Raw genomic sequence first — 24,159 nt, forward strand, 5'->3', positions numbered from 1 at the left:
ATGAGGATAAAGATCGAAAAGCGCTTTTATATAACCAAATGGCAAGAGACCCTTATAATTTCGGCATCGATCGTCCTTGCCTTCTTCAGTGGAGCAGTGGTGTTGCACTTCTTGGGCGTCTCCCCCCTTGAGGCCTACGGGATGATGATAAAGGGGTCGCTAAGTGACTTTTACGGGATCAGCGAGACGGTGGCAAAGACCATTCCCCTTACCATGTGCTCCCTTGCCGTTGCACTTTCCTTTACCATGGTGGTCTGGAACATAGGAGCCGAGGGTCAATTCGTCTTGGGGGCTTTGGCCTGTACGGCCTTGGTCAGGTACATGGATATCGATAATCCCTTGATAATGTTGGCGGCCATGGGGATCGTCGCTTCCATTGCAGGGGGGCTCTGGGGCGGCTTTGCGGGGTTTTTAAAGGCCAAGTGGAACGTCAACGAGATCATAACGACCTTGATGATGAACTATATCGCCATACTTTTGCTCCAGTATTTCGTCTACGGGTCGTGGCGAGATCCGACCAGCCTGGGTTTTCCCATGACGCCCCTTTTCCCTGAGGGCGCCCGCCTTCCGCAATTTTTCGGTACTCGAATCCATGCCGGCATATTTTTTGCTCTAGTCCTTGCAGTTCTCATTTGGGTGGTCGTAAGGAAAGGCGTATGGGGCTACGAAATAAGGGTCAGCGGACAAAATCCTAAGGCAGCAGATTATGCCGGCATAAGGTCTGCACGAAACGTTATGTTGGTGATGTTCATATCCGGTGCCATAGCCGGGCTTGCCGGAATGGCCGAAATGGCGGGTCTGCACAGGCGTTTGCAGCCCGGATTTGCGATCGGCTACGGATACACGGCCATAATAATTGCCTGGCTTGCAAGGCTTCATCCCGTCACGATAATTTTCGTCTCCTTTTTGTTTGGAGCCCTCTTCGTTGGCGGAGAGAACCTGCAAATTGCCATGCGCCTTCCCCTTTCGAGCGTCCAGATACTCCAGGGATTAATATTGTTTTTCCTGCTGGGAGGGGAGTTCTTCAGGAACTACAGAATAAGCCTTACTTTCAAGAAGAGGTGATCAGCGATGGAGTTGATCGTCCCAATTTTGGCAGCTGCCGTTAGAAGCGGCACCCCGATACTATACGCGACCCTTGGCGAGATAATTACCGAAAAATCGGGCGTGTTAAACCTTGGGTTGGAGGGGGTAATGCTCATAGGTGCCTTTACGGGATTCATCGTGACGTACGATACGGGCTCTTGCCTTTACGGCCTGATGGTCGCATTTTTGGTGGGCATCCTGGTTAACCTCATACATGCCTTTTTATGTATATCGCTGAAGGCAAACCAGGTCATATCCGGCCTTGCCATGACCATGTTCGGAACGGGGGTAAGCTCCTTGCTCGGGAGGGGTTACGTGGGAGAGACCATAGAGGGAATTAACGTCTTGGCGTTGCCGGGACTGTCGTCCATTCCCCTGTTGGGGCCTGTGCTGTTTAGCCAGGACGTGATGGTCTATCTTTCCTACATAATGGTGTTTGTCGTATGGTTTTTGATCTTCAGGACGAAGTTTGGCCTCATGATCAGGGCGGTAGGCGACAGCCCGCTTTCTGCGGAAGCTGCCGGCATTTCGGTCTCGGCAGTAAGATATATTGCGACCCTTCTTGGAGGAGGGTTCGTTTCCTTAGGCGGGGCCTATATGTCCGTCGTTTACAGCCACATGTGGGTGGACCTCATGACAGCAGGAAGGGGTTGGATAGCCGTTGCTCTGGTCATATTTGCCATCTGGCATCCCTTTAGGGCCGCTTTGGGTTCATACCTCTTTGGTGGGGTAGAGGCCCTTCAGATGAGGATACAGGCTGGGGGTACTACTATTCCTGCACCTCTGCTGATGATGCTTCCCTACATTCTCACCATAGCCGTGCTGGTAATCATATCGATCTCAAAGGGAAAGGGCAGGTTTTTGGGCGCTCCCGGGGCGTTGGGCTTGCCCTTTTACAGGGAAGAGAGGGAATAGCCCTTATCGTGGAAGATCGGATGGCGCCGCTTCGCTCTATCGGGCGGCGCCATCTTCGTATTTTGTTCAGTTATTATGGTTATTCTGGGTTTGTGGCCTTAAAAAGTCAACATTGGTCAGTTTCTTTTTACGCTTTATATGTCTTTTCCAATCACGGATCAAATGGCCTAGATCTCATTTTTGCTCTTTCGCCTGTATAAATGCTAATGTGCCATCCTTATCAACGACAAACATGGCACTGTATAATTAAAGATTTCCATATGCCCTTGGTATTCTTATCCTGCGCAGCATGCCCATGGATCAAGGCCTTGATTAGCTTAAGGGTATATGATGGCTCGTGACGTTTTGGAGAATTTCTTGGCAAATTTTGCCGTATAAAGCGTAAGAAATAGTTGATCAATATTGACCTAATGAGGAGGGCGGATCGATGGGATCGAAAGCTTTAATAAATGGAGGGTTTAAAGTTTGCGAAGATCCTCTGATAACGGGACGTTTCTTGAATAGACGGAATCGCTTCGTGGTCCAGGTGGATATGGAGGGTTGTACCACCTTTGCCTACCTGCCCAACCCGGGAAGGCTGTGGGAGATACTTTTGCCCGGAACGTCCTTGCTGCTTGTCCCCTCGAAAGGGGAGTTGCCCTATACCGTTATGGCTGCCAGGCGCTTGGGCGATTGGGTCTTGCTCCATACCCATTTGGCAAACGACGTGGTCGAGCATCTGCTGCGCAAGGGCTTTATATCCAGGTTTGCCGGTGCGGAAATCGTAAAAAGGGAAGTCGCCCTTGGCAGGAGTCGCATAGACTTCCTGCTGAAGATGAGGGGAGAAGAGGTTTTTCTTGAAGTTAAGTCCTGTACGCTTTTCGGACGTCACGTGGCGGCCTTTCCTGACGCTGTGACCGCAAGGGGCAAAAAACACGTTGAAGAGTTGGCCACGCTGGCAGGGCAAGGCCGGAAGGCAGCAATACTTTTTTTGATAAATTCCGCCAAGCCGGAGGCGTTCGTCCCTGATTATCATACGGACCTGGAATTTGCCCGTTCTTTGATCGCACATCGCGACGCAATAGATGTGATACCTATAGGCTTAAGCTGGAACGATGACATGACGCCTCGCTTGTTGTCGGAGGATATTTTGGTTCCCTGGGATTTTTTGAAAGGTGAAGCCAAAGATGAGGGAGCCTACATAACCATATTTGAGTTCGACGAATTTCACGATATCGAGGTCGGCTCTTTGGGAAAGATCAAGTTGCGACCCGGCTTTTACGCCTACGTGGGCTCGGCTGCCAGAAACCTGACGGCCAGGGTCAACAGGCATTCCAGGAAGACGAAGGCCCATCACTGGCACGTGGACTTCATGTGCGAGGTTGCCAAGTCCGTGTTGAGCCTTCCCGTGAGGACGCAGGATGACGTAGAATGCGCGCTGGCATCCCGTTTGTCGGCAATATCAAGCTGCGCCGTGGAAGCTTTTGGCTCAAGCGACTGCAGCTGCAGGTCCCATCTTTTTTATTTTCCGATCCACCCCCTAAGGACGTCGAAGTTTATGGATATGCTCATATATTTCCGCTTCGACAGGCTTTGGGATAAAATAAAGGCCCAAGGACAGGGATAAAGTTTTACGCGAAGGAGCAATGGGATAAATTTAGGGCATTGTCGAACATGTGTGATGTCGAAGTTTTGGCGTCTATGATAAAAAGCTGCAACAGGTGCGATTTGGCCTTAAACCGAAAGGGTGCCGTTCCCGGGGAGGGGCCGACAGGTGCCCGCATCCTTTTAGTAGGGCAGGCCCCCTTCGATGCGGAGCAGATAAACGGCAGGCCCTTCTGGGGGGTGACGGGGTCTTTTTTGCGCTATCTTCTTGGAAGGGGAGGGGTCAAGTTTTACGACTGCTGGCGGACGAATTTGCTAAAATGCCCTCTGCCCCGTTACGGAAGGCCGAAGTGGCGTCAAGTATATGCCTGCCTTCCCTACCTCAAAGAGGAGCTTCGCTTGGTAAGGCCCGGGATCATAGTGCCTCTGGGCAAATGGGCCACAAAGGGCATTATGCACCTTTTTGGCATCCCCAGACCCGAAAAGAACTCCATGATCCCTCAAATGTTCGGGAAACCGTTGTATGTGGAAGATTACATTATCTTTCCCCTTCCCCATCCGGCATCTCTCATATACAGGTCCACCCTCTGGAATCCGACGGTGGACTTGTTCGAGGGGTTTGGCGAATTTTTGTTACATGAGCTTAATTAGTCATGCTTCCATGCTGCGTCGAAAAACTCATACTCACATATCATGGCGTAGCGATAGATGGAGCGCGTTATGTCGTCGTCCTTGGCGTAGCGGTCGATGAGCATCTCCGTCTTTTGGGCAAGCTCCTCGAAGGATTTGCTTGAATAAGTCAATATCCAGTCGATGTAGGGGTTGTCCTTGTTTGCGCCCTTCATGAGGTTTTGGCCCAGCCATGCATATAGGCGGTTACAGGGCGTAGTGGCCGCAGCAATTAAGCCGGCATCCCTTTCCCATGCCGTGGCCAGCAAAAAGTCGGTATACATGCGCGTCGCCCTGCTTGGGATGACCGCTTTGACGTTGGCGCCCAATTTTTCTTCAAATCCTATATGAAGGCTCATCTCGCCCAATGCTCCTCCGGCCAGCTCGTGAAATGCCTTCATTCCCTCCACGTCGGGTGCCTTGACCACGGCGAGGCAGAAGGCCTTCGCGAAGGCCTGAAGGTAAAAGTAATCCTGTCCCACGTACCAGTTGAACCTATCCTTGGGCAAATTGCCTGAAGCTATCCCTCGGACAAAGGGATGGTTTAAGCATGACATGGCAATATCCATGTTTTCTTCCCAAAGCGTCTTGGAGAGTCCTTCGGGCACCTCTTGTTCCCCCTTTAACTGGTAATTACATAAAAGCCCCATCCATTTTATAACAAAGGGATGGGGCTTTCGCAATCAGATAACCAATGGGAAGTTAAGTATTACAGAAATACTCCCCTCATCTTAACGGCATCCGCTACGCGTTTTATGGCGACCATGAAGGCAGCGCGACGCATCAGGACGTTCTTTTCCTTGGAATATTCCCATACCCTCTGGAAGTTGGACTTCATTATGGTCACCAGTCTCTGGTTGTATTCCTCTTCGCTCCAGAAGAATCCTGCCAGGTTCTGGCACCACTCGAAGTAAGACCCTATTACGCCGCCGCTGTTGGCCAAGAAGTCGGGCACGATGGGTATGCCCTTTGACTTGAGTATCTCGTCGGCCTCAGGCGTAAGCGGGCCGTTTGCTCCCTCGACGATGTATTTGGCCTTGACCTTGTCGGCGTTCGTCTTGTTGAGGGTTCCCTCCATGGCGCAGGGAAGCAGTACGTCGACGTCCAGGAAGAGCACTTCCTCGGGGCCTCTTTTCTCAAGGCCGGGCTGGGTGTAGCCTTCAAGCAGCTTTTTGGGATTGCTTTGGGTGTGGGCCATGGCCTTGTTCACGTCAATGCCGTCCTTGCAGTAGTAAGTTCCGGTTATATCGCAGATGGCAACGACTTTGACACCGGCATCGTGGAGGAATTTGGCCGTAAAGCTGCCCACGTTTCCGAAGCCCTGGACGGCTGCCGTGGCTGTTTTGGGGTCCTTGCCCATGACGCGAAGCAGCTCCAATGCACATGTGGCAACGCCAAGGCCTGTAGCGGCATTTCTGCCCTTGGATCCCCACAGAGAGACGGGCTTCCCCGTGAATACGGCCGGATCGAGATGCCCCCTTATCTTGCTTATCGTGTCCATGAACCACACCATTTCCTGAGGCCCTGTGTTTACGTCGGGAGCAGGAACGTCGCTCCAGGCACCGACGAAGGGCTCAATCCTAGCTGCAAAGGTCCTGGTGATCCTTTCCTTTTCCTTTAGGGATAGCTCAAGCGGGTCGCAGCATACTCCGCCCTTGCCTCCGCCGTAAGGTATGCCGGCCAGGGAGCACTTCCATGTCATCATGAAAGCCAATGCCTCGGTCTCATCCAAGGACACCTGAGGATGAAAGCGAATGCCGCCCTTTGCAGGTCCGAGGGCGCTTGAGTGGACTACGCGATATCCGTCGAAGACCCTGACTGTACCGTCATCCATCTCCACCGGTATGGATACGCAAACCCTTCTTTCCGAACGGCTGAGTATCTCGATCAAATCGTCCTCCAGCCCCATCTCCTCTGCTGCGTTGTAAAAGTTCTCAAGGGCTGTGGAAAGAAGGACATCATGCGAGCTACGCCTTTTTACGGCCATCATTGACCCCTCCTGTTATGTGTGTAATATATAGACACAAACGGGCAATTTGCCCATTGTAGCCCTATTGTAAAATAAAAAATGGACTTGATGCGATGGTAAATGTTATCACTATCACGTCTGCCTGATCGTTATTCGTTTATGCATGCGATGACATCAGTTACAATTATAACTAATACAACAAAAAAACCAAGAGGTGTTGAAATTTGCGTGACAATAAAGAATATTCTGTCGCAATGTTTGACTTCGGCGGCGTCGTTGCCGAGGAGGGATTCATAGAGGGTATGAAGGCAATTGCCGGGAAATACGGTCTGGATCCTGAAGGTGTGCTTGATACCGCCACCGATATACTCTACGAATCGGGATACATCTGTGGCAGAGTGCCGGAGGCAGTATTTTGGGCTGCCTTCAAAAGGAGATTTAGCCTTGGCGAGGTATCCGACGAAGATTTGCGAAACGAGGTCTTGAAGAGGTTCGTTTTGAGGGATTGGATGCTGGAATTGATCCAAAGGCTTCGTGATGACGGCTTTAAAGCGGTATTGCTCACGGACCAGACAAATTGGGTGGAAGAGGTAAACGAAGAGACGCCCTTCTACGACAGGTTCGATCATGTCTTTAACAGCTACAGATTAGGCAAGTGCAAGCGCGACGGTAGCATATTTGATGATGTTTTGAAAGTTTTGCAGGTCGATCCGGATCGTATAATTTTCGTGGATGACAAAGATGAAAATATTAAATTGGCCGAAAGGTTGGGCATAAGGGGCATCCTTTACGTCGATAAGGACAGTTTCCTAAAGGAGCTTTGCTCCCGCTTGCCTGAGCTTGAGGGCAAGGTGATATGCTAGATAGGCCTTAAGAGAGGAGGATGATCTCGAATGAATAACGCAGTAGAGGTCGCAAAGGGCATTTACTGGGTGGGGGTTAATGACAAAGAGACGGACCTGTTCGAGGCGTTGTGGCCTCTTCCAAGAGGGGTTGCCTACAATTCCTATCTGGTCACTGGCGAAAAGGTTGCGCTCATAGATACCGTTAAGGCTTTCTTTCTCACCGACCTTGTTTCCAAGGTCAAGCGCCTTCTTGGAGAGGACAAGCCCATAGATTACCTTGTGGTAAATCATATGGAGCCCGATCACTCGGGATCCATAAAGATCTTGAAGACCTTATATCCCGGCCTTAAGATCATCTGCAACGGTCAGACGGTAAAGATGCTGGAAAACTTTTACTCGGTGACCGACGATATCGTCCAGATCAAGGACGGGGAGGAGATCGACTTAGGAGGGCATGTGCTAAAGTTCTTTTTGACCCCCATGGTCCATTGGCCGGAGACCATGATGACCTACGATAAGGCCACCAAGACATTGTTTTCCTGCGACGCCTTCGGCGGTTTCGGCTGCCTGGAAGGCGGCATCTTCGACGATGAGGTCGACATGTCTTATTATGAGGGAGAGATATTGAGATATTTTTCGAACATAGTGGGTCGTTACTCCGACCAGGTGCAGGCAGCTATCGCCAAATTGGGCGGCGTGGATATCAAGATAGTTGCCCCTTCCCACGGCCCCATACACAGGAGCAAGCCTGAGCACATAATCAGGCTTTACGACAGATGGAGCCGCCATGAGACGGAATGTGGAGCGGTGATAGTTTACGGATCGATGTACGGAAACACTGCAAAATTGGCAAACGCTGCTGCCAGGGAGCTTGCAAGGGAGGAAATAAATCACATTATAGTGCACGATGCAGCCAGGGATCATGTCTCTTTCATCATTCGCGACATATGGCGTTACAGAGGCCTGATTCTGGCCTCCTGCACGTACAATACGATGCCCTTTCCCCCCATAGCGGACTTGATGGCACACCTTGAGAACAAGAAGATGAAAAATCGCCTCATAGGCATCATGGGCAATTACACCTGGAGTCCCGGCATCATGAAGAGGCTGAAGGATTTTGCTCAAACGTCGGGGAAGTGGGGGCTGCTTTCTCCGGAAGTGGTGATTCAGTCCTCGCCTAAGGACGAGGATTACGCCAAGGCCGCGGAGCTGGGAAAGAATATGGCCCAGCGGCTAAAGGCGTGTCAGTAAGGCTTTTGCCGCTCGCCCTTGAGCGAGCGGCTTTTATTTTATATGATCCTACTGATCGTCTTTCTCCTTTTTATTTTCCTTCTTGCCATATTTTTCGGCAGCATATTTGATCCTCGCGGTTTTTCTGCCCTTATCCTCTTTCAGGTGTTTTTCCAGCTCTTTAAGCAGCCTTTCTTTTTCGGAGAGCAGTTCGCTGTCGCTTCCCTCTCCCTCAAGCTCAAGGCGTCCCATGTCGACCAGGGCCTGGATGTCTCGGGGGTCGGCGTCCATGGCATCTGCAAGCTCCCTTACGTTTAGCCTCAGATGAGGATTATCCCTGATGTAGTCCCTGACTTCCATGTAAAGAGCATCCAAGCGCTTCATGCAGGCGGGACATATCTTCGGTCCGGTCGTGACGAAACCCTTACCGCAGAGGTAACATTCGATTACGGACATGTTAATAACTCCTCCTTTATCTCTATTTTCACAAGCAATGTCATCTAATCACATTAATTGACCAATTACTTGGTAAGCCTTGACACTGGGTAAAATGTGGACTTACCAGTGTTTATATGATAGCATCGTTTTTGCGGCACCTGAACTTTCGATTACAAATAGAAGTCAGAATTGTCTTAATATTTCCTAAATGTTGCAAAGGGCGAAAATGTGCGGAATAATAGATACAAATGCGTAAATTGTGTAATGGCGAAATCTCTTGGGAGGGTGGACTTAATGTTCAAGGAAGAGGAACTGAAAAAGATATCTGAAACTCGTCTTAAATACGAGGAAGAAGTAAAAAAGGTCACTCAAAAATACCCCGAGCGCAAGGGCACATTTTCCACCTGTGGCGGGATACCGGTAGAGAGGCTTTATACGCCGGAAAACATCAAAGACATGGATTACCTTGAGGATCTCAATTTTCCCGGAGAATATCCCTATACCAGAGGCGTTCAGCCCACGATGTACAGGGGTCGCTTTTGGACCATGCGCCAGTACGCCGGCTATGCTTCCGCCGAGGAGTCCAATGAGAGATATAAATATCTTCTGCAGCAGGGCCAGACGGGCCTTTCCGTGGCCTTCGACCTGCCGACGCAAATAGGATACGATTCTGACCACCCCATGGCACAGGGCGAGGTGGGCAAGGTGGGCGTGGCCATAGACAGCCTCGAGGACATGGAGACCCTGTTCGACGGCATACCCCTGGATAAGGTCTCTACGTCCATGACAATCAACGCGCCCGCTTCGATACTGCTTGCCATGTACATCGCCGTCGGCGAAAAACAGAACGTCCCCATCGATAAACTGTCGGGCACGATCCAAAACGATATCTTGAAAGAATACATAGCAAGGGGAACCTATATATTCCCGCCTAAGCCTTCCATGCGCCTGATCACCGATATCTTCGAGTTTTGCAGCAAACACGTGCCCAAGTGGAACACCATTTCCATCTCCGGATACCACATAAGGGAAGCAGGTTCGACGGCAGTTCAAGAAGTCGCCTTTACGCTTGCTGACGGAATAGCCTACGTCGAAGCTGCCGTCAAGAAGGGCTTGGATCCCAACGTCTTCGGACGAAGGCTATCCTTTTTCTTCAATTCCCACAACGACTTCCTGGAGGAGATAGCCAAATTCAGGGCCGCCAGGAGGCTTTGGGCCAAGATAATGAAGGAAAGGTTTGACGTGACTCACCCCGATGCGCAAAAGTTGCGTTTCCACACCCAGACGGCTGGCAGTACCCTCACCGCTCAGCAACCGGAAAACAACATAATACGAGTTACCATCCAGGCCTTGGCGGCCGTGTTGGGCGGAACGCAGTCGCTTCACACCAACAGCTTCGATGAAGCCCTGGCGTTGCCCTCGGAGGACAGCGTTCGCATAGCGCTAAGGACGCAGCAGATCATCGCCTACGAATCGGGCGTGACGAACACCATAGACCCCCTTGCGGGAAGCTATTACCTGGAGTGGCTCACTGACGAGATAGAAAGAAGGGCCCAGGAATACATAAGCAAGATCGACGAGATGGGCGGCATGCTGGTCGCCATCGAAAGAGGTTACGTGCAGCAGCAGATTCAGGATTCTGCCTATGCCTATCAGCGGGCTATTGAGAAGGGCGAACAGATCGTCGTCGGCGTCAACAAATTCCAGATCGAGGAAGAGGGCAAATCCCGCAAGATATTGAGGGTAGATCCTTCCGTGGCCGAAAAGCAGATCGCAAGGCTCAAGGCGCTCAAGGAGCGCAGGGATAACGTCAAAGTTGGCGATGTGCTTGAGGAGATCAGGAAGGCTGCCCGGGACGAATCGCAAAACCTCATGCCCAAGATATTGGAGGCCGTTAAGGCTTACGCCACCTTGGGCGAGATATGCAACGTACTGCGGGAAGAATTCGGAGAATATAAAGAAAGCATAATCCTCTAAATATATGGAGGCAGGGACGATGGAAGACAAAAAGATACGCGTAATAGTGGCAAAACCGGGACTTGACGGACACGACAGGGGAGCCAAGGTGGTGGCGAGGGCCCTAAGGGACGCAGGCATGGAGGTCATCTATACCGGTTTGCGACAGACCCCCGAGCAGATCGTCGCCACGGCCATACAGGAGGACGCAGATGCTATTGGCCTGAGCATACTGTCCGGAGCGCATGAACATTATTTTAGAGAAGTGATACGACTTCTTAAGGAAAGGGGAGCCGATGACATCATAGTCTTCGGCGGCGGCGTGATCCCCGATGACGATGTGCCCATTCTCAAGGAGATGGGGGTAAAGGCTGTCTTCGGACCGGGGACCCCGACGTCCGAGATAATAGAATGGCTTCAAAGTGCAGTCCAGGAAAGAAGATCCAGGGAACGCGTTTAGTTGCATCAGCTCATGATGGACGTGCCGGGAAGGAGAGTGGATCGCGAGATGAAAGTAGTAGGCGTGGACCACATAGGGATAGCGGTTAAATCCATTGACGAGGCTTTGAAGTTTTGGGAGGATGCTTTGGGCATCAAATGTACCGGCAGGGAGGAGGTCGAAGAACAAAAGGTCATCACGGCCTTTTTGCCCCTCGGCGGTACGGAGATCGAGCTGTTGGAGCCCACTTCGCCCGACAGCCCCATCTCAAAGTTCATAGAAAACAGAGGCGAAGGCATACATCACCTAGCCCTGCGAGTGGAGGACATAGAGACGGCTTTGAAGGAACTGAAGGACAAGGGCCTTCGTCTCATAGACGAGAAGCCTCGTTGCGGGGCTGGTGGCGCAAGGATCGCCTTCGTTCACCCCAAGGCCACGGGCGGCATTTTGCTCGAGATATCCCAGCGTTAGATCTATAAGGAGGGCACAGCGATGGCCGAAAAGACGATAGACCAGCTTTGCGAGGAACTCATGGCTAGAAAGGAAAGGGTGCTTTACCCCGAGGGCAAGGAAGCCGTCGAAAGGCAGCATAAACGGGGCAAACTGACTGCCAGGGAAAGGATAGACAAATTGCTCGACCCCGGCTCATTCGTGGAATTCGACGAGCATGTGGAACATCGCTGCTCGCTTTTTGGGATGGAAGGCCGAAAGATCCCCGGAGACGGGGTCGTTACGGGGTACGGCACCATTGAGGGCCGCCCCGTTTACGTCTTCAGCCAGGACTTCATGGTCATGGGCGGCTCACTTGGCGAGATGCACGCCAAGAAGATCTGCAAGGTCCTGGATATGGCCCTGCTTAACGGAGCGCCGGTGATCGGTATAAACGACTCGGGCGGCGCGCGAATCCAGGAGGGAGTCGATTCCCTCTCTGGTTACGGAAACATCTTCTTCAGGAACGTAAAGGCTAGCGGCATAATACCTCAGATATCCATAATTGCCGGACCCAGCGCCGGCGGTGCCGTTTATAGCCCTGCCTTGATGGATTTCATCTTCATGGTCGATAAAATTGGCATCATGCACATCACGGGGCCTGCCGTCATAAAGGCCGTGACGGGCGAAGACGTCACCAGCGAAGAGATAGGCGGTGCCATGACGCATAACCAAAAATCAGGGGTTGCCCACTTCTTTGCCCCTAACGAGGACGACTGCTTCCTTCAGGTCAGAAAGCTCTTATCCTATCTTCCCAGCAACAACATGGAAGAACCCCCCTTCGTCGATACCGGCGACGACCCCGAAAGGATAGACATGGGCTTGAGGGAGATCGTGCCGACCAATCCGAACAAGGGCTACGACGTTAAAGACGTCATAGGACGTGTCGTCGATAACGCCGAGTTCCTTGAGGTCCAGCCCTACTGGGCACAAAACATAGTTACCGGCTTTGCGAGGATAGGCGGAAGGGTCATAGGGATAATTGCCAATCAGGCACGTCACCTGGCGGGGTGTCTGGATATAGATGCCTCCGACAAGGCAAGCAGATTCATCAGGATATGTGATGCCTATAACATACCCGTCGTCAATTTCGTCGACGTTCCCGGCTATTTGCCTGGCAAGACTCAGGAGCTCGGTGGCATTATACGCCACGGAGCAAAGATGCTTTATGCCTACTCAGAGGCGACGGTGCCAAAGATAACCGTGATCTTAAGAAAGGCTTACGGCGGCTCTTACCTTGGCATGTGCAGCAAGGACTTGGGCGCCGATGTTGTTTTGGCCTGGCCCCAAGCCGAGATCGCTGTTATGGGTGCCGAGGGTGCGGCCAACATAGTCTTTAAGAAGGAAATAGAACAGGCTGAGGACAAGGAAGCGGTGAGGCGCCAAAAAATAGAGGAATACCAGGAAGCCTTTGCCAATCCCTACGTTGCGGCCTCCAGGGGTTTCGTGGATCGCGTCATATTCCCCGAGGAGACCCGCAGGGAGATCTACAGGGCCTTGTTGATCAGCGAGACCAAGAGGGAACTTCGTCCCAAGCGAAAGCACGGCATAATGCCGAACTAAGGCGGTGAGACCGATGACATCGGCTTTTGAAAACGGATTGTACGGAGGATTGTTGCTTTCCATCATAGCTTTCAGCGTGGTATTTATCGTATTGGGTGGATTGACCCTTCTAATAGTGGCCATCAAGTTTGTCGGCAGCTCCGACAGGGGATCGGGCAAAAAGGGCGAAGTTGTGTACTCCGGCGGAGAAGGGGCTTCAAGTGAGACTTCCGCTCCTGTCATGCAGGCTGTGTCGACCGAATGGCCGACTGCAACCGAGCCGCAGGTGATAGGAGGTATAGAGGAAGAAGAGATCGCTGCCATAAGCGCTGCCATAGCAGCATACAGCTCGGCTCCCTTCGAGATCAAGTCCGTAAGAAGGGTAATTCCGCCGCGGACAGGGCTATGGCGAAAGGCTTCATTCTTCGAAAGCCTTGAGGGAATAGAATAAATCAGCATTAAACTTTAGGGGGAAGAACAGATGCAGAAAAAATACAGGATAATCGTGAATGGCAGGGTATATGAAGTGGAAGTAGAAGAGCTTGGAGCATCGATGGCGCCAAATTATCCTCAAGCTTCACCGGCTCCCGCACCCGTTGCTGCAGTTCCTTCTCAGCCGGTCGCAGCTGCTCCAATGCCGGTACCTGTGGCTGCGGCCCCGGCTCCGAGCGTACAGCCGAGTGCTCCTGCCCCTAAACCGTCACCTGCTGCTCCTACACCTCCCGCAGGAGGCACCTTGATCTCAGCGCCCATGCCAGGGAAAATCTTAAAGGTCTTCGTGCAGCCGGGCATGCAGGTTAAGAAAGGGTTTAATATGCTCGTGTTGGAGGCCATGAAGATGGAAAACGAGATATTGGCCCCCTCCGACGGCGTGATCAAGGAGGTAAGAGTCAAAGAAGGTGACAATGTCAATACCGGCGATCCTATGGTAGTGCTGGGTTAGCCCTTTTAAGGGGGGGTCAATAAAAGATGGAAGTATATTTAAAGGCGTTATTAGGCATCTTCAACCAATCCGGCTTTGTGGGGTTAACGTGGGGAAACGTCATAATGATCGGCGTTTCGGCGATCTTGCTCTATCTTGCCATAGGCAAGGACTTTGAACCGCTCTTGCTGGTCCCGATATCGATCGGATGTTTGCTGGCAAATTTGCCGCTGTCAGGCATTACCAGCGAAGGTGGATTTTTAAGGTACACTTCTTTTGGCATTGAGCACGAGATATTTCCGATAATAATATTCATGGGTATAGGTGCCCTCACGGATTTTGGTCCCCTCATTGCAAATCCCGTGACGTTTTTGCTTGGCGCTGCTGCTCAGTTGGGCGTCTTTATCGCGCTGCTTGGAGCCGTGGCTTTGGGCTTTACGGTCAAAGAGGCAGCGCCCATAGGCATCATCGGCGGAGCGGATGGCCCTACCACGATCTATGTGGCCGCCAAATTGGCTCCACATTTGCTGGGGGCCTGTGCGGTTGCCGCTTACAGCTATATGTCCTTGGTTCCTATAATACAGCCGCCCGTGATTCGCTTGCTCACCACCAAGAAGGACAGGTGCATCAGGATGGAGCAGCTTAGGCCTGTATCCAAGCGCGAGCGCATATTGTTTCCCTTGATCACGACAATCATAGCTGGCCTGATTCTTCCCGCATCGGTTCCGCTCATAGGCATGTTGATGTTCGGCAACCTGCTCAGGGAATGTGGCGTCACCGACAGGCTGTCCTTAGCCGCCCAAAACGAGATCCTTAACGCTACCACCATCTTTTTGGGGATTAGCGTGGGAGCCACTATGGAAGCGGCAGTATTTCTGACGCCTGCCACCATAAAGATAATTCTCTTGGGGTTGGTAGCATTCGCATCCAGTACGGCCGGCGGTGTGTTGTTCGGACAGATAATGAAGGTGCTGTCCGGCGGGAAGATAAACCCCATGATAGGAGCTGCAGGGGTTTCAGCTGTTCCCATGGCAGCCAGGGTCGTTCAGCGAATTTCCCAGAAAGAAGACCCGGGCAACTTCTTGTTGATGCATGCCATGGGGCCTAACGTAGCAGGAGTAATAGGCACAGCTGTGGCTGCCGGAGTCATGATTACGCTGCTTTCTTAAAATTTAATACTTATTTAGAAAGCTGATCGCACAGTAAATTATCAAAAACACCCGGAAAGGCCGTTTCTTTCCGGGTGTTTTTAAAAGGGAGAGTTGACTTTTGAGAAGGATAAGCTCTAAGGAGGTTGCCGAGTTAGTAAAGAGGCTTTCGATCGAAGCAAACCTTTATGCCCCCATTGACCTTGAGGAAAGCCTGCGGGGTGCTGAGGCCTTGGAAGCTTCGCCCTACGGGTTGGCCGTCTTGCAAGATTTGCTTGAAAACATCAAACTGGCGCAAGATGAAAAGATGCCCTTATGCCAGGACTGCGGCATGGCTGTGGTATTTGTGGATTGGGGACAGGAGGCAGTTTTGGTAGACGGCAGCCTGCAGGAATCGATCGATGAAGGGGTGAGCAGGGCATACGTAGAGGGTTATCTTAGGAAGTCCGTCGTGAACGATCCCTTGTATGATAGAAAAAACACGGGTGATAACACGCCTGCAATAGTACACCTCAGGCTGGTTCAGGGAAGCGAAGTCGAAATTACGGTTGTTCCTAAGGGCATGGGAAGCGAAAACGCCTCTGCATTGGCTATGCTATCTCCCGCTGATGGGGAAGAGGGGGTGGTCAACTTCGTAACAAGCGTCATAGCCCAAAAGGGACAAAATGCCTGCCCCCCGCTTATCATAGGAGTGGGCATAGGCGGCAATTTCGAAAGTGCTCCCCTTTTGGCAAAAAGGTCTTTGCTTCGGCCGATTGGGAGCAGAAACGAAGATCCCCGTTACGCAAGACTGGAAGAAAGGCTCCTTGGGGAAGTTAACGGCTTGGGCCTGGGGCCCGGAGGATATGGAGGAAAAATAACGGCCCTTGACGTCCACGTCGAATATATGCCGACCCATATCGCAGGTTTGCCTGTGGCCGTGAACGTTTCATGCAACGCCTTGCGACACGCAGTCGGTCGCCTGTAAGGACGGTGTGTACACGATGGAAGCAAAAAGGATCCAAACCCCTCTGAGAGATGACGTCTTAAGGCATTTACGAATGGGAGAAAGGGTGTTTTTGTCGGGCTATATTTACACCGCTCGCGACGCTGCCCACAAAAGGATGACGGAAGCCTTGCGCAGCGGCGAAGGACTTCCCATCGACATCAAGGGTCAGGTCATCTACTACGCAGGCCCTGCCCCAGCTAAGCCCGGGACCCCGATAGGTTCAATAGGGCCTACGACAAGCGGGCGTATGGACAGGTACACACCGACGTTGCTTAGCATGGGCCTGAAGGGCATGATCGGCAAGGGAAAGAGAAGCCAAGAGGTGATAGCTGCGATAAAGGCCAACAAGGCCGTGTATTTCGGCGCCACGGGAGGAGCTGCGGTCCTTCTTGCCAAAAGGGTAAAGGCCTCCAGAGCCGTTGCTTACAAAGACCTGGGGCCTGAGGCGATTTACGAGTTGCTGGTGGAGGACTTCCCCCTCATAGTGGTGATCGATTGCGAGGGCAACGACTTGTACTCCATTGGGCCCAAAAGGTGGTTTTCCGCGGGAGGCGAGGATGTTTAGGCCTGCGATTGTCTTGATCTCGTGTTATCTCATAGGTTCCGTTCCCTTTAAAAGGCGCCGCACCTTTGAAGGAATGCGGCGCCTGAAGTCTTGCTGAATTACCTCGAGTGCAATCCCGTTGCGGCTACGAAGGAAAATCCTCTCTTGGTGAGCTCTTCGGCCGTGCGGTTCAGGGCGATGTGCTTGTAGATGTAGTTTTGCTCCAACTTTTCGAGGTCTCCGGCCTCCTCAACCTCGGCCTTGGCCCTGAAGTAGTCGAGTATGTCGGAAGGATGGTCCAGTTTGACCTCGTCTTCCGGGTCGCCTCCCTCGTGTTTTGCCGAGATGTTGGGTATGCCGTGTTCTACTGCCAAAAGCAGGTCGTCTCTTCGGCAGTAAGGCTGTATTACTATGCTCTTGTAGGCCTCCGTTATGTGGTGCTCTATCCTGACCTTATCTTCCAGCCCCAAGTCCCTGCGCATCTGCGCCATGGCAAGGAGTGTCTTGGCATTTACCGAGTTGGACACGTTTATCCCTGACAGCGCCGTAGAGCCGTCCTCGCGGGCAAGCATCTTGGCCAGGGCAAATATTATAAAGAGATAGTAAAGGTTATCGGTGCCCATGAAGACCGATATCTTAAACTTGATGTCGACCCCAAGCCGGTAGAGCATCATCCCCGCAAGGACCGAGCCGGGGTTGACGTTTAAGACCTCACGCACGCCGTAGTTGGTAGCGTAATATAGGTATTCGTCCACCCATTGAACAGGATGATCGTTGGGCTGTCCGACGCCCGTGAAATATCCCGTGAGCGTCTGCGGTCCTCCCAGGTGAATGTTCGATCCGTCGGTTCCCTTGGTATCTAACGTCTCGACCCAGCTTGCGCCGGCGATCTGAGTGGCGGCCGCGACGGCCATGATGTCGCCGTTATCGTGCTCCTGCTCCTTCATGTTCCTTACCCTTATGTAGCGTCCGGGCATGAGCTCGCGCTTCTCTATGGCCCTTTTTGCCTCGCTTATGAACCAGGGGAAGTATTGAAGGGCGCTGATCTCAAGGGTGACGGCAGTTGACTCGTCGAACTGCATCGATGAGGCCTTTTCGCCCAACACCTTTGCCCGAAACTCGCTTAGAGATACGAAGGCCCTGCGGTCTTTTTGTTCCATCAACCATTCCAGGTCCTTTAGGTAGGGCGAGTTGATCCTGCTCAAGCGCTGGAGCAAATTCGGCACCTTTCTTGCCTCGCAGGCCCTTTCGTTTATCTCAGAAGGGGATCCATACTTCTTGATGACGTTAGATATGTCCCTTACCAGCTTGCTGTTTGGGTCAGCGAGGTAGCAGTTTAAGCTCCTTAAAGCCTCCTCACAAAAAATTCCTCCGCAACTCATGGCTTTAACCCTCCTTACCTTCTCTTCAACTCTTCAAGCATCTTCTGATATTCCTCGGCCGTCTCGGGCAGTATGTGGTAGCAGTGCTGATCCTCCGGGAATTTGCCCTTCTTTACGTCCTCTATGAAGGCCTTGAAGGCGTTTGTCTCAACTTCCGCGACGTTTGCGTACTTCTTTACGAACTTGGGAGTGAAGGCCTGAAACAAACCTAACATATCTCCGCATATGAGAAGCTGTCCGTCGCAGGGAGCTCCCGCTCCTATGGAGTAAACGGGTATGGAAAGGTCCTTGGCTATGAATTCGGTCAGCTCCGGCGGCACCGCCTCAAGAAGTAGGGCGAAGGCCCCAGCTTCCTCTATGGCTCGGGCGTCCATTATTAGGTCTCTGGCGCTTTTGGGGTCCCTGCCCTGGGCCTTGAATCCCCCAAGGACACCTGAGCTTTGAGGGGTTAAGCCTATATGTCCCATGACCAAGATCCCTGCGTCGGCAATGGCCTTTATCCTCGTAATGACCCTTCTTCCGCCTTCGAGCTTAACGGCGTCCATGTCGGCTTCCTTCAAAAACCTTCCGGCGTTATACACGGCGTCCTCGTCGGATATCTGGTATGACATGAAGGGCATATCCCCTATGCAAAATGTATTGGGTGCGCCCCTTCGCACTGCCTTGCAGCAGGTGATGCATTCCTCCATCGTCACGGGCACGGTTCCCTTGTAGCCCAGCAATACCATCCCCAAGCTGTCTCCTACCAAGATCATGTCCATCCCTGCCTGCTCGGCAAAGGATGCCGTGGGAAAGTCGTAAGCAGTTATCCATGCGGCAGGTTCGCCCTTTTCCTTCATCCTCATAAAGTCCAAACGTGATTTCTTTGACATAACCCTTCTCCTCCTCTATTAATTAAAATTATCCGGACGGGAGGCCTTCTCCCGCCCGGATTGCAGTTAATGCCTGATCTCGAACTTGCCTTCCAAGGCCTTGAGCCTTTCGACTATGCCGCCGTATTCAAGTTCCCCGTAGGGCAGCATGGCGTTTCCGTAAAATCCTTGCCTGCGCAGCTCTATCGCCTTTTTTGAGGCTATCTCCCTCACGTAATCCCAGAAGGGATGGTCAAAGGCGTCGGCCTCCTCGGACAGCTTGCCATCCTTTACGCAGTAGGCGGTGCAGCTTACGATTGGCGGACCGTCGAAGAAGGACACGGAGCTGTTTCGCTTGACGGGCATGAGAGGCCCTTGGTGGCTTCCCCTCATAAATCCGCCCACGTAGGGAACGAGAGCGTAGGGCTCAAGTATCTCTCCCGTGGCGGGAAAACTGCCCTGTGCCCTGACTAGAAGTATTGGATCGTCTTTTCCCACGTATTTGCCCGCTATGTTGTGAAGCCTTGTAGTGCTGGCGACGGCCGCTATTTCCCCGGTCGTCCTGGAGTAGACGGCTTTTATCACGTAGCGCTCAGGATCTCGAAGCAGCGCCGCGATGTCGTAGAGCTCCTCAGGAGCGAAGAGAGCTATTACTTTGTCGCCCTCGGTATATGCGACGTCCATGATCTCAAACTTAAACCCCTTGAACATGTTCGGCGAAAGAAGCAGCCCGCTGCAGTACATGGGATCGCAAAAGGCAAGGTAAAGCGGCAGGTTGAATGCACCGGGATCGGTCTTATCGGCGGCAAAAAGCAGGAAAGGCTCGCTTTTTCTTTCCTCGAACTCCATCTCGGCGATGCCGGGCCCAAGCCCCCTTATGTTGCCGGAGAAGGCGTCCTTTAGCAGGTCCTGTCCCGCACCATAGAGGCCCTCTTTCTTTGCCACGTCGGCGGCAGCCTTGAAGGCGTCCCAGGCTATCTGGTGGATGAGTGGGTTGTCCGTGCCGTGAGTGTGGGTCATCAATATGGCGATGTCGTCTCCCGTGTAGGAAAGGCGGAAATCGATGAAATCGCTGCCCAGATGAGGCTGAAGAGACCTTTCCACTTCCTTGAGCAGCGAAGCACTGGGGCGAATGTGCCCTCCAATGCTTCCTATGTCGGCCTTGATCGCTGTTAGGGTTACTCTCAATGTGCTCTCCCCCTTTTCGATTTTGTGATCAAGACGCAAAGCTAAGGTCATGCGAAAGCTTTACGCAATCATTCTATACTAAATTGCGCAAATCTTGAAGGCAGTTTAAAGGCAAGGTTCACTGAAACCGATAGGGCAAGCTAAATAGCTTTAATATTCACATTTTGCCCTGTATTTCTCCAAAGCCCTGCCCAGCCGCAGTCCGGCCTCGCGCGCGATCTCGGGCGGCGTCTTCGCAAAGGACAGCCGAAGGGTCGAGCTGTCCGCGCTTGTAGTGTTGGGGAAAAAGGCAGCCCCCGGAACGACGCCTACATGTTCTTCAAGCACCGCATATTTGGCAAAGTCGAAGCAGTCCTTCAGCCACGGCACACGGGCCCATATGAAAAACCCTCCCATGGGAAGGTCGTAGGTCATGCCCTGAGGTACTGCGTTATCCGCCAGGGAGGCGTCCAGGGCGTTTCTTCTTGCCACGTAGGTTTCCCTCAAATGCGCAAGGTGAGCCTTCATGTCAAGGGATGAAAGCAGCTCGAAAACTGCTCTTTGCAGGAATGCCGGAAGGGACAGCTTCGTTGCAAGCACAAGTTCTCCCATTTGAGATGCGATCTTTGATGGCACGACCATGAAGCCGCACCTTATGCCGGGCGCTATTATCTTTGAAAAGCTGCCCAGGTAAATGACCATGTCCTCGTCTTGGGCCATCTTTATGTAGCTTCCTTCGTGATTTCCTTCGTATCTCAGGTATCTGTAGGGGTCGTCTTCTATGATCAAAAAGCCGTATCGGCGAGCCAGCTCCAATATTTGTCTCTTTCGTTCATCGCAAGTTACGCACCCCGACGGGTTTTGAAAGTTGACTATGGTGTAAAACATCTTGACCCTGCCTTTGGAAAGGACTTTTTCCATCTCCTCGACAATAGGGCCGTCCTTGTCCACGGGAACGCTTGCGAAGTTTGCGCCCTCCTTGCCGAAGGCAAGAAGGGCCTCCGGATAGGTGGGATTTTCGACCAGCACGGTGTCGCCCGGCTCTACAAAGGCCTCGGAAACCAGGTTAAGCCCGTCCTGCGACCCGTTGGTCATTATCACATTTTCCCCGCCGTAGCTTTGCGGCAAAAGTTCGTCTTCCTTCATCCATTCGGCTATCCACTCCCTAAGCTCCGTTATGCCCGTGGAAAGGGGATAGTAGCTGAGGATTCCGGGGTCCCTCAAAGCTTTTTCGATACTTTCCCTCAGAAGGTCCACCGGATATACGTCGCTTGAGGGCTCTCCCGCCGTCAGCGAGATTGCGTTGTGTTTCTTTACGAGTATCATCATCTCCGTGATGGCAGAAGGTTTGATCCTCTCCGTCACTCTTTTGCCAAGCAATGACCTGATGTCCAATTCGCCTCACTCCTTCGTGTAAAATTGCCGCCGGCATACGCTTTATCGGCCAATTTCGACGTAAGTTGAACTGCGGATTACGTCATATAAATATTAAAATAAAATTACGGAAAAAGATAGAAAGAAAGGAGCAACGATGTTGAAGGGCTTAAATAAGTATCTACTGGCAGCGGTCGCAGCATTTGCCCTGCTCGTTGGCAAGCCTCAAGGCATGTTGGGGCAGGACGCGCTCATCCGGGAAGGCGATACCTTGAGCTTGGAGCAGTGCATCGACATAGCTCTTCAGGCACACCCGGACGTCATAGGTGCCCAAAAGAAGGTCGAAGCACAACAAAGCGTAGTGGGGCAGGTCTCTTCGCAGAACTATCCCACCCTCTCTGCCTCGACGAATTACTCGAGGAGCTCCCCCGCAGGATCAAGCACTTACTCCGACTACTCAAGCGACGTGTCGGTATCCCAGGTCATAACCGACTTCGGAAAGAGGGAAACGCAAATAGGCTTGGAGAAGGAAAACGTTACGGTGACCGAGTTTGAGGCCGGCGACAAGCAAAGAACCGTAGTCTACGGGGTATGCGAGGCCTACTACGGCGTGCTTGCCGCCAAAAGAAACGTGGCCGTGGCAGAAGAGACGGTAAAGCAGTTCGAGGAGCACTTAAAGCAAGCCCAAGGGTTTTACGAGGCGGGCACAGCACCCCGCTTTGACGTCACGAAGGCGCAGGTGGATTTGAGCAACGCTCGCCTTGAGCTGATAAAGGCCAGGTCGTCGCTTCAGATTGCCTGGAAGAGCCTGAGCAACGCCATGGGCCTTATGGACGTTCCCCCTTACGACATAGCCGACGACATGGACTTCAAGGTCTACGAGATTACGAAAGGCGATGCCCTGCAGAAGGCCTTCTCAAACAGGCCCGACCTCAAGGCCCAGGAGCACAGCGCTGTATCCGCGCAGCAATCCCTTAAGCTTGCCGCCAAGGGGTTGTCGCCATCCCTTTCGGCCTATGCGGCCTACAACTTCGAGGGCAGGGAATTTCCCCTGGACGAGGGTTGGAACTTCGGCATAACCATGGACATACCTCTTTTTGACGGCCACCTTGTAGAGTATAAGGTCAAGGAAGCTCAGGCAAACCTGGAGCAGGCCAACTTGGCCACCGAGTCCATGAAAAACGACATCTCCCTCGAGGTCGAGCAGGGCTATCTTTCCCTGGTGGAGTACGGCGAAAGCGTGGAAGTCGCAAAGCTGGCCGTGAAGCAGGCGCAGGAAAACTTGGACCTTGCCCTGGGCAGATATCAGGCAGGAGTGGGAAGCCCCATAGAAGTTACCGATGCCACTGTGGCCTTAAGCGACGCCAAAAAAAGCTACATACAGGCCCTTTACGACTACAGGATGGCGGAGATTACGCTTAAAAGCGCGATGGGAGAGAAGATGCCTTGAAGAAAAAGAGGACCATATCTATCGCATTGGCAGCGGCGGTCGTGTGCTTTGCTGTTTTTGGCCGCAACATGTTCGACAAGGGTGAAAAGCTGTCCTACGAGACGGTGTCAGCGGAGAGGCGCGCCATAGAGGCCCACGTCACCGCAAGCGGAACGGTTTCGGCCGTAACCACCGTGGACGTAGGAACGCAGGTGTCGGGCACCATAAAGGAAATTTACGTGGATTACAACTCCGTCGTCAAAAAGGGGCAGCTCATAGCGCTGATAGACCCTTCTACCTTTGAGGCCCAGGTCGAGCAGGCCAGGGCCAACCTCATGCAGGCCAAGGCATCGCTTCAGAAGGCCAAGGCCACCCTTGATGACGCGAAAAGAAACCTAGACCGCCAGAAGATGCTCTGGGATAGGGACTTAATAGCAAGAAGCGATCTCGATTCCGCCCAGACCGACTACGACCTGGCAGTTGCGGGAGTGAGCGAGGCGGAGGCCAACGTATACCAGACGCAGGCCGCCTTAAAGAAGGCCGAGACAGACCTGGGCTATACCAGGATATGTTCACCCGTTAACGGTATCGTGGTCTCCCGCGAGGTGGATGTTGGTCAAACTGTGGCGGCAAGCTATCAGACGCCTACGCTCTTTACCATTGCCCAGGATTTGACCAAGATGCAGATAGAGACGAGCGTCGATGAAGCCGACATAGGGAACGTAAGGGAAGGCCAAGATGCCACCTTTACGGTCGATGCCTACCCTGACGCCCTATTTTCGGGCACCATAAGGCAGGTAAGGATAGCCTCAAGCGTGGAAGAAAACGTGGTGACCTATCCCGTCATAATCGACGTGGCAAACCCCGACCTGATGCTCAAGCCCGGGATGACCGCAAACGTCACCATAATCACAGAGAAAAAGGATGACGCCTTAACGGTCCCAAGCTCGGCATTCAGGTACAGGCCGTCAAATTACACGGGCGAGACCCTGCGCGGCAAGGTCGTATGGGTGCTTGAAGGCGGCAGTCCCGTTCCCAAAAACGTAAATACCGGCATAACCGACGGCTCCTATGTGGAGATAACAGGCGGCGATCTGAAGGAGACCGACCTCATCGTGATAGGCGAATCGACAAACTCCTCATCGGCTTCGGCGAAGAAGTCGAACGGTATGAGGCCTCCTTTTTAGGTCAA

The 24,159-nt window shown here is 52.5% G+C and carries 24 protein-coding genes; 17 read left to right on the plus strand and 7 right to left on the minus strand.

What is annotated here, in order from left to right; all coding sequences use genetic code 11:
• The 4 genes from BUQ78_RS05805 (at nt 1) to BUQ78_RS05820 (ending at nt 4,236) form a co-directional block, all read left to right on the plus strand.
• The gene (locus BUQ78_RS05805; protein WP_014807857.1) at nt 1–1,065 is read left to right on the plus strand and encodes an ABC transporter permease; all 1,065 of its coding nucleotides are present in this window, start codon (nt 1–3) and stop codon (nt 1,063–1,065) included.
• Between the two features lie 6 nt (nt 1,066–1,071).
• Nucleotides 1,072–2,001, plus strand: a complete 930-nt coding sequence (locus BUQ78_RS05810; protein WP_014807856.1) for an ABC transporter permease — start codon at nt 1,072–1,074, stop codon at nt 1,999–2,001.
• A gap of 427 nt (nt 2,002–2,428) precedes the next feature.
• Nucleotides 2,429–3,607 (plus strand): DNA/RNA nuclease SfsA, encoded by a 1,179-nt coding sequence (gene sfsA / locus BUQ78_RS05815; RefSeq protein ID WP_014807855.1) that lies wholly within the window; start codon nt 2,429–2,431, stop codon nt 3,605–3,607.
• Nucleotides 3,608–3,654: 47 nt separating this feature from the next.
• Nucleotides 3,655–4,236: a uracil-DNA glycosylase gene (locus BUQ78_RS05820; protein WP_014807854.1), complete on the plus strand. Its 582-nt coding sequence runs from the start codon at nt 3,655–3,657 to the stop codon at nt 4,234–4,236.
• Here the strand turns inward: BUQ78_RS05820 and BUQ78_RS05825 are convergent.
• Both BUQ78_RS05825 and BUQ78_RS05830 read right to left on the minus strand, forming a co-directional pair.
• On the minus strand, nt 4,233–4,862 hold the full coding sequence (locus BUQ78_RS05825; RefSeq protein ID WP_014807853.1) for a TenA family protein: 630 nt from the start codon (nt 4,860–4,862) through the stop codon (nt 4,233–4,235). The genes BUQ78_RS05820 and BUQ78_RS05825 overlap by 4 nt on opposite strands.
• A gap of 101 nt (nt 4,863–4,963) precedes the next feature.
• Nucleotides 4,964–6,241: a Glu/Leu/Phe/Val family dehydrogenase gene (locus BUQ78_RS05830; RefSeq protein ID WP_041459829.1), complete on the minus strand. Its 1,278-nt coding sequence runs from the start codon at nt 6,239–6,241 to the stop codon at nt 4,964–4,966.
• 206 nt (nt 6,242–6,447) lie between these two features.
• Here BUQ78_RS05830 and BUQ78_RS05835 point away from each other — a divergent pair, with 206 nt between their 5' ends.
• Complete coding sequence (locus BUQ78_RS05835) at nt 6,448–7,086, plus strand: HAD family hydrolase (RefSeq protein WP_084532245.1); 639 nt, start codon at nt 6,448–6,450, stop codon at nt 7,084–7,086.
• A gap of 30 nt (nt 7,087–7,116) precedes the next feature.
• Nucleotides 7,117–8,319 carry an FprA family A-type flavoprotein gene (locus BUQ78_RS05840; RefSeq protein WP_074199567.1) on the plus strand — a complete coding sequence of 401 codons (1,203 nt, stop codon included), beginning with the start codon at nt 7,117–7,119 and terminating at the stop codon, nt 8,317–8,319.
• A 48-nt stretch (nt 8,320–8,367) separates the two neighbouring features.
• Here BUQ78_RS05840 and BUQ78_RS05845 read toward each other — a convergent pair whose 3' ends face one another.
• A complete protein-coding gene (locus BUQ78_RS05845; protein ID WP_074199568.1) occupies nt 8,368–8,754 on the minus strand; it encodes a hypothetical protein in 387 nt (128 codons plus the stop codon).
• 276 nt (nt 8,755–9,030) lie between these two features.
• Between BUQ78_RS05845 and BUQ78_RS05850 the strand changes: the two genes are divergently transcribed.
• The 9 genes from BUQ78_RS05850 to BUQ78_RS05890 all read left to right on the plus strand — a co-directional run bounded on the left by BUQ78_RS05850 (nt 9,031) and on the right by BUQ78_RS05890 (nt 16,785).
• On the plus strand, nt 9,031–10,713 hold the full coding sequence (locus tag BUQ78_RS05850) for an acyl-CoA mutase large subunit family protein (RefSeq protein ID WP_074199569.1): 1,683 nt from the start codon (nt 9,031–9,033) through the stop codon (nt 10,711–10,713).
• 19 nt (nt 10,714–10,732) lie between these two features.
• A complete protein-coding gene (locus BUQ78_RS05855; RefSeq protein WP_014807847.1) occupies nt 10,733–11,152 on the plus strand; it encodes a coenzyme B12-dependent isobutyryl CoA mutase small subunit in 420 nt (139 codons plus the stop codon).
• 48 nt (nt 11,153–11,200) lie between these two features.
• Nucleotides 11,201–11,602, plus strand: a complete 402-nt coding sequence (gene mce / locus BUQ78_RS05860) for a methylmalonyl-CoA epimerase (protein WP_041460049.1) — start codon at nt 11,201–11,203, stop codon at nt 11,600–11,602.
• A 21-nt stretch (nt 11,603–11,623) separates the two neighbouring features.
• Entirely contained in the window at nt 11,624–13,183 is a 1,560-nt protein-coding gene (locus BUQ78_RS05865; RefSeq protein WP_014807845.1) for an acyl-CoA carboxylase subunit beta, read from the plus strand.
• Nucleotides 13,184–13,196: 13 nt separating this feature from the next.
• Nucleotides 13,197–13,613 (plus strand): OadG family transporter subunit, encoded by a 417-nt coding sequence (locus BUQ78_RS05870; RefSeq protein WP_074199570.1) that lies wholly within the window; start codon nt 13,197–13,199, stop codon nt 13,611–13,613.
• Nucleotides 13,614–13,643: 30 nt separating this feature from the next.
• Nucleotides 13,644–14,105 carry a biotin/lipoyl-containing protein gene (locus BUQ78_RS05875; protein ID WP_014807843.1) on the plus strand — a complete coding sequence of 154 codons (462 nt, stop codon included), beginning with the start codon at nt 13,644–13,646 and terminating at the stop codon, nt 14,103–14,105.
• Nucleotides 14,106–14,131: 26 nt separating this feature from the next.
• Nucleotides 14,132–15,253, plus strand: coding sequence for a sodium ion-translocating decarboxylase subunit beta (locus BUQ78_RS05880; RefSeq protein ID WP_074199571.1), 1,122 nt, complete (start codon nt 14,132–14,134; stop codon nt 15,251–15,253).
• Nucleotides 15,254–15,353: 100 nt separating this feature from the next.
• Nucleotides 15,354–16,199, plus strand: coding sequence for a fumarate hydratase (locus BUQ78_RS05885; RefSeq protein ID WP_074199572.1), 846 nt, complete (start codon nt 15,354–15,356; stop codon nt 16,197–16,199).
• A 16-nt stretch (nt 16,200–16,215) separates the two neighbouring features.
• The gene (locus BUQ78_RS05890; protein ID WP_041459828.1) at nt 16,216–16,785 is read left to right on the plus strand and encodes a Fe-S-containing hydro-lyase; all 570 of its coding nucleotides are present in this window, start codon (nt 16,216–16,218) and stop codon (nt 16,783–16,785) included.
• A gap of 98 nt (nt 16,786–16,883) precedes the next feature.
• On the opposite strand, the gene BUQ78_RS05895 is transcribed toward BUQ78_RS05890, so the two are convergent.
• The 4 genes from BUQ78_RS05895 to BUQ78_RS05910 form a co-directional block, all read right to left on the minus strand.
• Nucleotides 16,884–18,146, minus strand: coding sequence for a hypothetical protein (locus BUQ78_RS05895; protein ID WP_074199573.1), 1,263 nt, complete (start codon nt 18,144–18,146; stop codon nt 16,884–16,886).
• A gap of 14 nt (nt 18,147–18,160) precedes the next feature.
• Complete coding sequence (panB, locus tag BUQ78_RS05900; protein WP_074199574.1) at nt 18,161–19,018, minus strand: 3-methyl-2-oxobutanoate hydroxymethyltransferase; 858 nt, start codon at nt 19,016–19,018, stop codon at nt 18,161–18,163.
• 66 nt (nt 19,019–19,084) lie between these two features.
• Complete coding sequence (gene fbp, locus BUQ78_RS05905; RefSeq protein ID WP_074199575.1) at nt 19,085–20,185, minus strand: fructose-1,6-bisphosphate aldolase/phosphatase; 1,101 nt, start codon at nt 20,183–20,185, stop codon at nt 19,085–19,087.
• Between the two features lie 150 nt (nt 20,186–20,335).
• On the minus strand, nt 20,336–21,559 hold the full coding sequence (locus BUQ78_RS05910; RefSeq protein ID WP_074199576.1) for an aminotransferase-like domain-containing protein: 1,224 nt from the start codon (nt 21,557–21,559) through the stop codon (nt 20,336–20,338).
• Between the two features lie 136 nt (nt 21,560–21,695).
• Between BUQ78_RS05910 and BUQ78_RS05915 the strand changes: the two genes are divergently transcribed.
• The gene (locus BUQ78_RS05915; protein ID WP_074199577.1) at nt 21,696–22,988 is read left to right on the plus strand and encodes a TolC family protein; all 1,293 of its coding nucleotides are present in this window, start codon (nt 21,696–21,698) and stop codon (nt 22,986–22,988) included.
• A complete protein-coding gene (locus BUQ78_RS05920) occupies nt 22,985–24,154 on the plus strand; it encodes an efflux RND transporter periplasmic adaptor subunit (protein ID WP_084532247.1) in 1,170 nt (389 codons plus the stop codon). Before BUQ78_RS05915 ends, BUQ78_RS05920 begins: the two co-directional genes overlap by 4 nt.
• Nucleotides 24,155–24,159 lie beyond the last annotated feature (5 nt).

The organism is Acetomicrobium flavidum (assembly GCF_900129645.1).
Lineage (GTDB): Bacteria > Synergistota > Synergistia > Synergistales > Acetomicrobiaceae > Acetomicrobium > Acetomicrobium flavidum.

Excerpts from the sequence above, each read along its gene's own strand:
- BUQ78_RS05805 (WP_014807857.1), top strand. The coding sequence starts at position 1 with ATGAGGATAAAGATCGAAAAGCGCTTTTATATAACCAAATGGCAAGAG.
- BUQ78_RS05855 (WP_014807847.1), top strand. The coding sequence starts at position 10,733 with ATGGAAGACAAAAAGATACGCGTAATAGTGGCAAAACCGGGACTTGAC.
- BUQ78_RS05865 (WP_014807845.1), top strand. The coding sequence starts at position 11,624 with ATGGCCGAAAAGACGATAGACCAGCTTTGCGAGGAACTCATGGCTAGA.
- BUQ78_RS05850 (WP_074199569.1), top strand. The coding sequence starts at position 9,031 with ATGTTCAAGGAAGAGGAACTGAAAAAGATATCTGAAACTCGTCTTAAA.
- BUQ78_RS05820 (WP_014807854.1), top strand. The coding sequence starts at position 3,655 with ATGTGTGATGTCGAAGTTTTGGCGTCTATGATAAAAAGCTGCAACAGG.
- BUQ78_RS05890 (WP_041459828.1), top strand. The coding sequence starts at position 16,216 with ATGGAAGCAAAAAGGATCCAAACCCCTCTGAGAGATGACGTCTTAAGG.
- panB (WP_074199574.1), bottom strand. The coding sequence starts at position 19,018 with ATGTCAAAGAAATCACGTTTGGACTTTATGAGGATGAAGGAAAAGGGC.
- BUQ78_RS05880 (WP_074199571.1), top strand. The coding sequence starts at position 14,132 with ATGGAAGTATATTTAAAGGCGTTATTAGGCATCTTCAACCAATCCGGC.
- BUQ78_RS05875 (WP_014807843.1), top strand. The coding sequence starts at position 13,644 with ATGCAGAAAAAATACAGGATAATCGTGAATGGCAGGGTATATGAAGTG.
- sfsA (WP_014807855.1), top strand. The coding sequence starts at position 2,429 with ATGGGATCGAAAGCTTTAATAAATGGAGGGTTTAAAGTTTGCGAAGAT.
- BUQ78_RS05830 (WP_041459829.1), bottom strand. The coding sequence starts at position 6,241 with ATGGCCGTAAAAAGGCGTAGCTCGCATGATGTCCTTCTTTCCACAGCC.
- BUQ78_RS05895 (WP_074199573.1), bottom strand. The coding sequence starts at position 18,146 with ATGAGTTGCGGAGGAATTTTTTGTGAGGAGGCTTTAAGGAGCTTAAAC.
- BUQ78_RS05840 (WP_074199567.1), top strand. The coding sequence starts at position 7,117 with ATGAATAACGCAGTAGAGGTCGCAAAGGGCATTTACTGGGTGGGGGTT.
- BUQ78_RS05915 (WP_074199577.1), top strand. The coding sequence starts at position 21,696 with ATGTTGAAGGGCTTAAATAAGTATCTACTGGCAGCGGTCGCAGCATTT.
- mce (WP_041460049.1), top strand. The coding sequence starts at position 11,201 with ATGAAAGTAGTAGGCGTGGACCACATAGGGATAGCGGTTAAATCCATT.
- BUQ78_RS05810 (WP_014807856.1), top strand. The coding sequence starts at position 1,072 with ATGGAGTTGATCGTCCCAATTTTGGCAGCTGCCGTTAGAAGCGGCACC.
- BUQ78_RS05870 (WP_074199570.1), top strand. The coding sequence starts at position 13,197 with ATGACATCGGCTTTTGAAAACGGATTGTACGGAGGATTGTTGCTTTCC.
- BUQ78_RS05845 (WP_074199568.1), bottom strand. The coding sequence starts at position 8,754 with ATGTCCGTAATCGAATGTTACCTCTGCGGTAAGGGTTTCGTCACGACC.